We start from the raw sequence: 9,894 nt of genomic DNA, 5'->3' as shown, positions 1-9,894 counted from the left end.
ATATTAAATAATTCTTAATCTTTAAGTTATAGGCATTGTTCTATTTCTTGCTTTCAACGGTAAAAACAAAATAATGCATAAAAAAAGCGACACCTAACTGGTGTCGCTCTTATAAGTTAATTTTAATATGTAATAAATACTATTAAAAAAGTCGTTTATTTAGTTTAGTGGTTATTGTTACAAAAAAATTTAACCCCCTTTTTCATTTATAGGCTCTATAACATTGGTATCGAACATTGTCCATACTTTAGTTAAATCTGTACTTGTTTTTCTAGGTAACACTATAGCTATAGCATAATTTTTATTAACATGGCACATAGCTTTATATTGCCCAAAATGCTGAAATGTAGCGACAAACGTAGTGCCCTCTTTTTTAATGTTTTCTATTTCAAGAAACACAAAGTCTAACATCATTCCTGTTTTTATAATTTTGGCTAAAGCTTCTTTTGCGCACCATAGTGCTGTAAAGCCAGAAATATTATTGATTTCTAATGTTTTTAGTAACTCTATTTCTTTATGTGTTATTTGGCTTAGTATTGCTTTTTCTTTATCACAGTTTATTTCTTCTATATCTATACCCATTGGGTGAGATTCTTTAAATGCTACACTCATACCTATATTACCACAATGTGTAATACTTACTTGTATATTTTTAACTTTTAAGCATTTAACTATAGGAAAACCAAAAACGCCTGATCCTATTTTTATAGATTCTAATGTTGCTTTTTTAGACAGCGTATTAACTGCTAGTTTAGCAGAAAACCTTCCTAAAATGTAATTTAATTTTCTTCGATCGTATTTTAAATTTTCATAATATTTTCTTTCTGAATTATGAAATAAATGTAGTGCATCAGGAATTTTAATAAACTCCTTTTTTACTAGGGAAACAGATGCATTATAAGCTTTATTTACTCTATCCATTTTAATGATAGATACTGAATGTTTCATAGTATTTTAAGCAATTATAATTCATTAACTGAATTGCCTTATTTTATTTTGTTTCCGTTTCCATATAAAAAAGTATGTTGTAGATAGTATGGCAAAAATGCTCCAATTTAACCAATCACTTAGCCATACTGTTGTAATATCTGCTTGCCACCAAAATATAGAGAGGTACGCATATAATAAATAACTTATTACACTTATTGCGCCTATAACAAATACATATTTTGTTTCTCCTGTTGCTATAATAATATTAGTATTTATTGTACTAATAGAAAATAAAATGATAGAGACTAATAGTATTCTTAAAATTGGAATGGCGTCTTGTATTAAGGCTTGATCTGTAGTATAAATATTAAGTAATAATTCTGGTATTAAAAAAATGAGTAGACATAATATACCACTAATTCCTAAACTTACTTGATGAGACTTAATTATTGCTTTATATACATTATCGTAATCCTTACGCCCTATCATATTACTTAAAATGGTATTAACTGCTCTTCCTAAACCAAATAATGGTAAGCATAGAAATAAATATAGGGACCTAATAATTAATGAGACTCTTAATTCTGCACTCCCCATTTTTTCTATCATTATAAAAAAGACCCAATAGGCTAAGGTGTGAAAAAGATTTTGTAATACTAATGGCGTTGCTTTTTTTGTTACTTCTATTAAAAAGGGCACATTTAATGTTTTAAAACGAAATAAATTATACGTTTTTACTACCTGCAATTTATTACCAAAATACAGATAGGTTAAACCACTAAAAAACAAGGCTATTACTGTAGCCAAACCAGAGCCATATACACCTAATGCTGGGCATCCAAAATTTCCAAAAATTAGCAGGTAATCTAGTATTAAATTCACAATAATATAGGTAACCACGCTATATGTAATAACCTGTGTTTTGCCTAATGCTGAAAAAAATGCTGAAAAAAAACTTACACAGATTGTTATTGGTAAACCATATATAAGGACATCTAAATACTCGAAGGCATATAAAATAATTTCTGTATCCTTAATCATTAAAGACAAGCCTTTAACTCTAATTATAGAGAAAATAATTATAATAAACAGAAATAAAAAGACTCCTAGAATAATAATATTATCTACAATATGGCCTACTTCTTTATTCTTTTTTTCTCCTATCTTTTTTGCAATTAAGCGTTGTACATATGAAGAAAAGCCTAATAGTATGAATGAAAAAAACATCCAAACCATGGCTCCTATTACTGTACCATTTAACTCCTTTTCTCCTATTCTATTTACAAAAGCTGTATCTATAATTTGACCAACTCCTCCTACTAAATTTGCCAATATTAAAGGCAATGCTATTTTTAAAATGCTTTGGTAATTGGCTTTAATTTCCATTTTATTTTTATTAATTAATACTTAAAATAGGTTGGGCAGCGTTATCTGTAAGCTGAAAACTCAACATTAAAATGCTATGAGATAAACAAACTACCCAACCAAATAAATTATAGGAAACCTCCGCTTTTCTTTTCGTTCTTTTCTCTTTTTGTTCTTTTTCTTGATTTCTTTTTACCTTGACCAAATCTGTAAGATAGTCCTAAATAAACCGTTCTAGAATCCCATGTGAATTCCCCAATTTGTTTAAGTGGTCTTTCTCCATCAAATGACCAATTTTGAGTTTTGAATATATCATTAAAATTAAGGCTAACTGTTCCTTTACCTTCTGCAAAATTGTAACGTCCTCCTACGTTTACAAATGAAAATTCTTGAACTTCAAATTGTAAGTTTTCATTTGGCCCTCTATACAAGCCAAATAATTGAAAGGTTAAGTTTTTAGTTGCTTTAAAACTATTATTCATTCTAAAATTATACAGTAAGTTGTCTACTTCTAAAAATGTGTTTTCTACAATTCCTTTTTGAGTTTGAGAATATAAATCGAAGCTAGTATTAAAACTCCACCAATTGGTTACTTTATAGTTTGCCGAAATTTCAAAACCAAAAGCTGTATTATCATCATAGTTATCGTATGATAAAATAATTTTAGTTGGATCTTCTGGATCATCAAACCCTATTCTATTTATTTCATCTTTTATGAATCTATAGAATACGCCAGCTGTTAAACTTCCTTTTCCTAATTTTCTTATATAATTAAACTCAAAAGAGTTTGTAAATTGTGGTAATAATCCTGGATTACCTATAGAGGTTATTCTTGGTGTATTCCAGCCTCTAATTGGGTTTACTTGTGTTACACTAGGTCTATCTACTCTTCTACTATAACTCAATTGATAGGCATTTTTTTGCTCTTCTTGATCTGGAGTATATTTTAAAAATGCTGAAGGGTAAACTGTAAATATGTTATCTGATATTGTTGCTGGTGCTTCTCCTACTTGATTAAACTTTCCTTTAATATCATAACTTTCTACTCTTGCTCCTATTTGATATGTCCAATTAGTTAATGTTTTACTGTAGGTACCATAAACAGAAAAAATATCACTATCGTAAGAAAAACTTGAGTCATCTAAATTAGCATTTGTAGATTGATATGTATTATCTGTTCTTCTTAACCATGCCTGCGACCCTAATTCTAGTTTAGCTGATTCTGATAATGGGTTTACATAATCTAAATTTAATATTACATTATTCCTTTCATTATCTATATCATCTATATACGATTGAAATGAACTATCGCCTCCTGTAAACCTAAAATCGGAAATATCATCTCCATTATAGGTATTAAAATCTGCTTCAAATTCTATAGTATGCCCCTCTTTTGGGAATAAATGTTTGTAATCGAAATTATATGTTGATGCATTGTTCTCCTTATCATTAATAAGGTCTTGCTTTAAGTTAGGAATATCATTGTTGTTATAAATAATATCTGTGTAGCCTGTTGTAACACCATCAAATATGTTTTGAGTAGTAAAAAATGAAACTGTATTATTATCATTTATATAATAATCTAATCCAGCTTTAAACAAATGCGAATTGTTGTCTGCTAATGATCTCCATATTTGATCTGAGTTTTCTTCTGGTCTAAAAATAGTTCCATCTACTCTATTTTTTCCTAAATTATTTCCATAATTTCCATATAGGTTAAATTTACCTGTTCGATAATTTAAATCTAATGAGTTGTTGTATCGTGTTTTAATACCAGATGTTATCCCTAGATTTATAGCTCCGTTAAACCCAATTCTAGCGCTTTTATGTAATACTATATTAATAAGTCCACTCATTCCTTCTGGATTATATTTAGCAGATGGGTTTGTTATTAGTTCTATCTTTTTTATTGATGTTGATGGTATTTGTTTCAATAATTGATCTGTACTAATATTAGTTGGTTTACCATCTACTAACACAACAACATTCTGGTTTCCTCTAAGTGAGAGGTTTCCATTTTGATCTAAATCTACAGAGGGCACATTTACCATAATATCTGCTGCTGATGCCCCTGCTGTTGTTAAATCCTTTCCTACATTAATGATTTTTCTATCAATTTTTTGTTCTATAGTAGAGCGTTCTGCAACTATTGTTACACCTTCTAAAGCTTCTGCTTCTTCTGCTATAGCTATAGTATTTAAGTTAATAGATTTATTAGATTTTGTTAAGGTTAACTCTGTAGTATATGTTTTGTAACCAATAAACTGTACTTCAAAAATAATAGCTTGGCCTGGTATATCTTTTACTTCAAAATTTCCTTTTTCATTAGTTATTCCTCCAGTAATGATACTATTATCTGCTTTATTTTTTATTACAATAGACGCATAAGGTATTGGTTCTTTAGTTGTTTCGTCTATAATTTTTCCTTTAACACTTCCTGTAAAAGAAGGTTTTGTTGCTGTTTGCGCATTTGTGTTTGTAAAGCTGAAAAATAAAAACAATAACAACATGGTTTTAAAAACCGGTAGTATTGATGCTCCAAAACTAGCAGTATAGAACATATTATTTTGATTAAGCTTTAATTTTAGATACTCCAGCAGAACTCTATTATATGTATAATACTGTTTCCTAGTATGTTTTTTAGCATTCATTTATATAAAATTTTATTTTATGAGAATTATGTACTCGTTTTATAGTTTATAAAAACTATTTTTTGTTTTAATTAAAGCATACTCAATTTAGACCTAAACATTTGTAACATTTAGGGTAAGTAGTTTTATAAAGTAATTTCTACTTTAAATTGAGTATGCTTAATGTATTTTCTTTAAGGTATTATGCCTTTGTTGTTTCTAAACTAATAGCAACTTCTACATCTCCTCCTAGCGCAGCTGTTGGAAATTTAGATCCTATTTTATAATCTAATCTTGGTAAAGTTCCTGAAAACTCAAATACTCCAATTGTTTTTTTGAATCTTGGATGAACAAAGCTTCCTTTAAAAGTTCCAGCAAATTCAAATGGTTTCGTTATTCCATTAATAGTTAAATCTCCTTTAACAGTATAGTCTTTGTCTGATACTTTTGTAAACGATGCATTTTTAAAAGTAATTTCTGGATGCGCTTCTGCATTAAAAAAATCTGCACTTCTTAAATGCTTATCTCTATCTTTTTGATTAGTGTTTATTGAAGCTGTTTTAATTGTAATATCTGTACTAGCTCCATTAAAATCTTCTCCTTTAGATTGAATAGCTCCAGAAAAGTCGTCGAAATTTCCTTTTACTGTTGCTATTTTAAAGTGTGATACCTTAAACGTAATGCTAGAGTGTGATTTATCTATTTCCCATTTTGCGTCTTGAGCAGTTACTGACGAAACGAATGAAACAAAAAGTAATGTTAAAAAAATGTTCTTAAATGTCATAATTGTTATTTTAAATTATTAATGATTATTATTTAATGGGTACACCCCTTTTAATTCTATATTTATTTTAATGCAATGGCTATTATTTTGGCTGGTGAAATAACTGTTCCACCTACAGCGAATGCGATATATTGTTTTCCATCTATCATGTATGTCATTGGAGCTCCTGTTACATTTAATGGTAGTTCTACTTCTGCTATAAGTTCTCCATTATCTTTATTAAAGACTTGCATTTTTGGTTCGAACTTAGTTATAGTAACTGGTGGAACTCCTTTTAAACGTTCTGATCCAACTAATGCTGGAACAAAATCAAAAAATCGTCCTTCTTGTCCCACAAACAGTAGTGTTTTAGTTAATAGTGGAGAACCTCTAAATTGCCATCCTAAACGTGGTAAATCCATATCTTTTAGCATTGGGTGGTTTCTTGGCCCATTCCCCATAGCAACTTGCCATTTATGATCTCCTGTATTAATATCTATGGCTGTTATACGCCCGTATGGGGGTTTTAATAATGGTAACCCTTCTGGCCCTACAATTCTAAAATTGTCCCAATCGTATTTTGCATCTGTTTTTTCTGGATCTGCTTTTACTACTTTAAAAAATACTGGGTAAGTTATAGATGGAATGTATAGCATTCCTGTTTCTGGGTCTACTGCTGCTCCATGCCAATTAGCGCCTCCTAATGCGCCAGGTAAATACATTAAACCTCTTTCGGTTGGAGGTGTAAATAATTCTCCTTTATCCACATTTGCTAAACTCTCCCATGCACGTTCTTTAAGTTCTGGAGTAAAATCTATAATATCTTCTTTAGTAATACCTTGCCTTTCATAAGGTGCTGGCTTTGTTGGAAATGGTTGTGTTAACGAGGTTCGCTCTCCTTCTACCTTAGATTGTGGTACAGGTCGTTCTTCTATTGGCCATATTGGTTCTCCTGTAACTCTATCGAAAACAAATACAAATCCTTGTTTTGTTAATTGTGCAACTGCTTTTACAGGTTTTCCTTTTACAGTAATGTCCATAAGGTTTGGTGCCGATGCTAAATCGTAATCCCAAACGCCATGGTGTACTGCTTGAAAATGCCAAATACGCTCTCCTGTTTTTATATTTAAACATACTAGGCTTTCTGCAAATACATTATCGCCAGGTCTATCTCCTCCATACCAATCGTTAGTTGGCGTACTTACTGGAAGGTATACATAACCTAACTCTTCGTCTGCACTCATTCTAGTCCAAACGTTTGTATTTCCCATAATTTTAGCCGATCCTTTTTCCCAAGTGTCATAACCAAATTCTCCCTCATGAGGAATGGTATGAAATGTCCACAGTTGTTTTCCTGTTTTTACATCAAATCCTCTAACATCTCCTGGTGGCTTCATACTTTTTGGCCCGGCATCTGTAATAGAAGAGCCTACAACGATAACGCCATTAGCAATGATTGGAGGGGTAGGCACACTATAATCTCCTGGAGCAAAAGTTCTACTCAACCCTTTTGTAAGGTCTACAATCCCTTTGTTTCCAAAGGTTTCAACGGGTTCCCCATCTTTTGCACTTATAGCAATTAATCTCCCATCTAATGTTCCAAAAACAATTCTTCCATCCTTTCCATCATCCCAATACGAAACACCACGATGCATAAATCCTCCATGCGCTGGTTTACCTTCTGCATTATATACTTCTGGATCGTATTTCCATATTGTTTCTCCTGTTTTACCATTTACAGCAGAAACTGTTCCTAGAGAAGAACTTATGTACAAAACACCATTTATAGCTAAAGGTGTTGTTTGATATATTGAAATTGGATACCGTTTTGTTTTCATTAAAGCATTATCTGGAGATTCCCACTCCCATACAATGCCTAGGTCTTTTACATTATCTTTATTTATTTGATCTAAAGAGGAATATTTAGAATTATATTTATCTGCCGCATACGATGACCAATCTCTATTTTGTGCTATCACAAAATTATTGAGACTAAATAACATTGCTGTTACAGAAAGTATAACATACTTTATTTTCATTTGAATTAATTTTTATGAATTAGTTTTAAAGCGAAGTATATAAATCTACAATCTAAAGTAGCCCTACTCTTTAAACTAAATAATGACTACATTACTCTGTGCTTTATTAAAAGATATAAAGCACAGAATAAAGTTTTAAATGTGTTTATTGTAATCTGTAAATATTGTAATCTTCGTGTGTAGTATTACCTGAAGTTAATTTAGATAAGTGAGATGTTAAAATATAAACTTCACCATCATATGCTATTGTTGCAGATGTAGGAAACTCTTCGCTTGCTATTGAAAATGTAGAAACCGATTGAGCAGAAACCCATCCATCTGTAGATTCTAAAACACGAGCACCAGCAGTTGGTCCAATTCCTGTTTCTACCATAACAATGCTTCCATCACTTCTTAATTCTAACCCATCGCTTCCAATATAATCTGGGATGTTTACATTAACAAAACTTGTTGGGTCTGCAACTGGTACTTTAAATAACTCTCCTGAATCTGTTTTACCTACTATTAAGTTTCCATCTACATAAACAATTCCATTAAGTGCTAATCCACCACCGCCTGGTACGTTTTCGAATGCGCTTCCTCCATCTAAGAAAATAGATGCTTCGTTTGCTTGATTTATTTTATAAATCACTGGGTTGTAAGAGTCTGTTACATAAATATTCCCACTATTATCTATGGCAATATCATTCGCAAATACAAATGTATTTTCTGGGTGCAATGTTGCTAAATTTATTCCTGTAATTTTATCTCCTGTTGTTAAGTTATAAATACCTAAATAGGCTACTTTTCCTAATCCAACGCTATTTGCAGAAAAACCAAAGTCTCCAGAGGCTACTAATAGTCTATTATTAGCATTGTCTGCATAAATACCTGTTACTAATGCCAAATTAGTATCTGTTACAAACGTTGTATATACTCCTGTTTGTGGATTTACTAAACCTACTTCACTTTTTGTTAAAGAGCCTACTACAAATTGATTTCTCTTAGCGTTAAAGTCAAACTTACCTGGGTAAAGCCCTTCAGATGAAATAGTAATTAATTCTGGAATAGGTTGTGGCTCTGGTGTTGAATTGTCATCGTCGTTACTACAAGCTTGTAAAAAGACTAATGCAATTAATAATAGGGTAATGTTTTTAAATTTAAAAGTTTTCATAAAATTGAATTTGTTAATTGTTTTTGTTTATTTATTTAGATTGAATTTGTTAATTGTTTATTAATCTTAGATAGTCTGTTATAAAGTAATGCTCCTGTTTCATTCATAAGTTTTGCTCCTATTTCGTCTACATGTCTATTTTGCCATTTTTCTAAACGAGAGCCTTTTACCCATTGGTTAAAAGCACCTAATGCTGGTCCTGTATGAATTTGAAAATCAACTTTATTATCTAAATTCCCTGCAAAAGCTGCACGGCTACTGTACCCAAAATACCAACGGAATATTAAGCTCATTTTATGTCTGGGACGCTGTTCTGCTTTGGCTATTTCTTCTAGTTTGTTTTTACTTTTAAAATGTTCTTTTGTTTCTTCCCATATTTCAGATATTGATTTTTTGAAGTAGTTTTTTTCTAATTGCAACACTGTCTTCTCTGGAATATCTTCTAATGCATTGTATTGGTTATATAATGCGTATAATTTATTAGCTCTTGCAGGAAATAAAACGCCCTTTTTTAAGACTTGCACTTTAGATCCTATTTCGAACATATCTCCTGATGGTGCATATCCTGTGTCTTGAACATTTATAGCTTCTAGTAAATCCTTTACAGCATTACTAGTTTTTGCTTCTACAGTACATTGATTTATTGAACCAGTTAACACAAAATCTGCGCCCATTACAAAAGCACTTGCAGCAGATTCTGGTGTACCAATACCTCCAGCCAGACCAACTCTAATTTGCTTTTGGTATTTGTATTTTTTCTGAATTTCTTCTCGTAAACGTTGAATGGATGGTAATAATACTGTTGCTACACCTCCATCTGTATGTCCGCCAGAATCTGCTTCTACACATATATCGTAACTTACTGGAACTGTCTGCGATATATTTGCTTGTGCTTGAGTAATTTTCCCTTTTTCAAGTAATTTATAAACCAATTTTTCTGGAGCTGGTTTCATAAATGCTTCTGCTACTTCAGGTCTAGAGATTTTAGCAAGTATTTTGTGTCTATTTACTATG

7 protein-coding genes are annotated in these 9,894 nt (G+C 31.2%); all 7 read right to left on the bottom strand.

The features are described 5' to 3' along the window. Window positions 1-189: 189 nt before the first annotated feature. The gene (locus ACVC2P_RS15710) at window positions 190-948 is read right to left on the bottom strand and encodes a 4'-phosphopantetheinyl transferase family protein (protein WP_452599403.1); all 759 of its coding nucleotides are present in this window, start codon (window positions 946-948) and stop codon (window positions 190-192) included. 24 nt (window positions 949-972) lie between these two features. After that, window positions 973-2,316 (bottom strand): MATE family efflux transporter, encoded by a 1,344-nt coding sequence (locus tag ACVC2P_RS15705; RefSeq protein WP_452599402.1) that lies wholly within the window; start codon window positions 2,314-2,316, stop codon window positions 973-975. 107 nt (window positions 2,317-2,423) lie between these two features. After that, window positions 2,424-4,946: a TonB-dependent receptor domain-containing protein gene (locus ACVC2P_RS15700; RefSeq protein WP_452599401.1), complete on the bottom strand. Its 2,523-nt coding sequence runs from the start codon at window positions 4,944-4,946 to the stop codon at window positions 2,424-2,426. Window positions 4,947-5,127: 181 nt separating this feature from the next. Beyond that, window positions 5,128-5,709 carry a YceI family protein gene (locus ACVC2P_RS15695; protein WP_452599400.1) on the bottom strand — a complete coding sequence of 194 codons (582 nt, stop codon included), beginning with the start codon at window positions 5,707-5,709 and terminating at the stop codon, window positions 5,128-5,130. Window positions 5,710-5,771: 62 nt separating this feature from the next. Further along, a complete protein-coding gene (locus tag ACVC2P_RS15690; protein ID WP_452599399.1) occupies window positions 5,772-7,727 on the bottom strand; it encodes a pyrroloquinoline quinone-dependent dehydrogenase in 1,956 nt (651 codons plus the stop codon). A 145-nt stretch (window positions 7,728-7,872) separates the two neighbouring features. After that, entirely contained in the window at window positions 7,873-8,880 is a 1,008-nt protein-coding gene (locus ACVC2P_RS15685; RefSeq protein ID WP_452599398.1) for a hypothetical protein, read from the bottom strand. A gap of 35 nt (window positions 8,881-8,915) precedes the next feature. Beyond that, window positions 8,916-9,894, bottom strand: a 979-nt coding sequence (locus ACVC2P_RS15680) for a PfaD family polyunsaturated fatty acid/polyketide biosynthesis protein (protein WP_452599397.1), incomplete at its 5' end; no start/stop codon positions are given.

Source organism: Pontimicrobium sp. MEBiC01747 (assembly GCF_053601635.1).
Note: the sequence above shows the minus strand (reverse complement) of the source record. Positions and strands in the feature narration are given on the sequence as shown.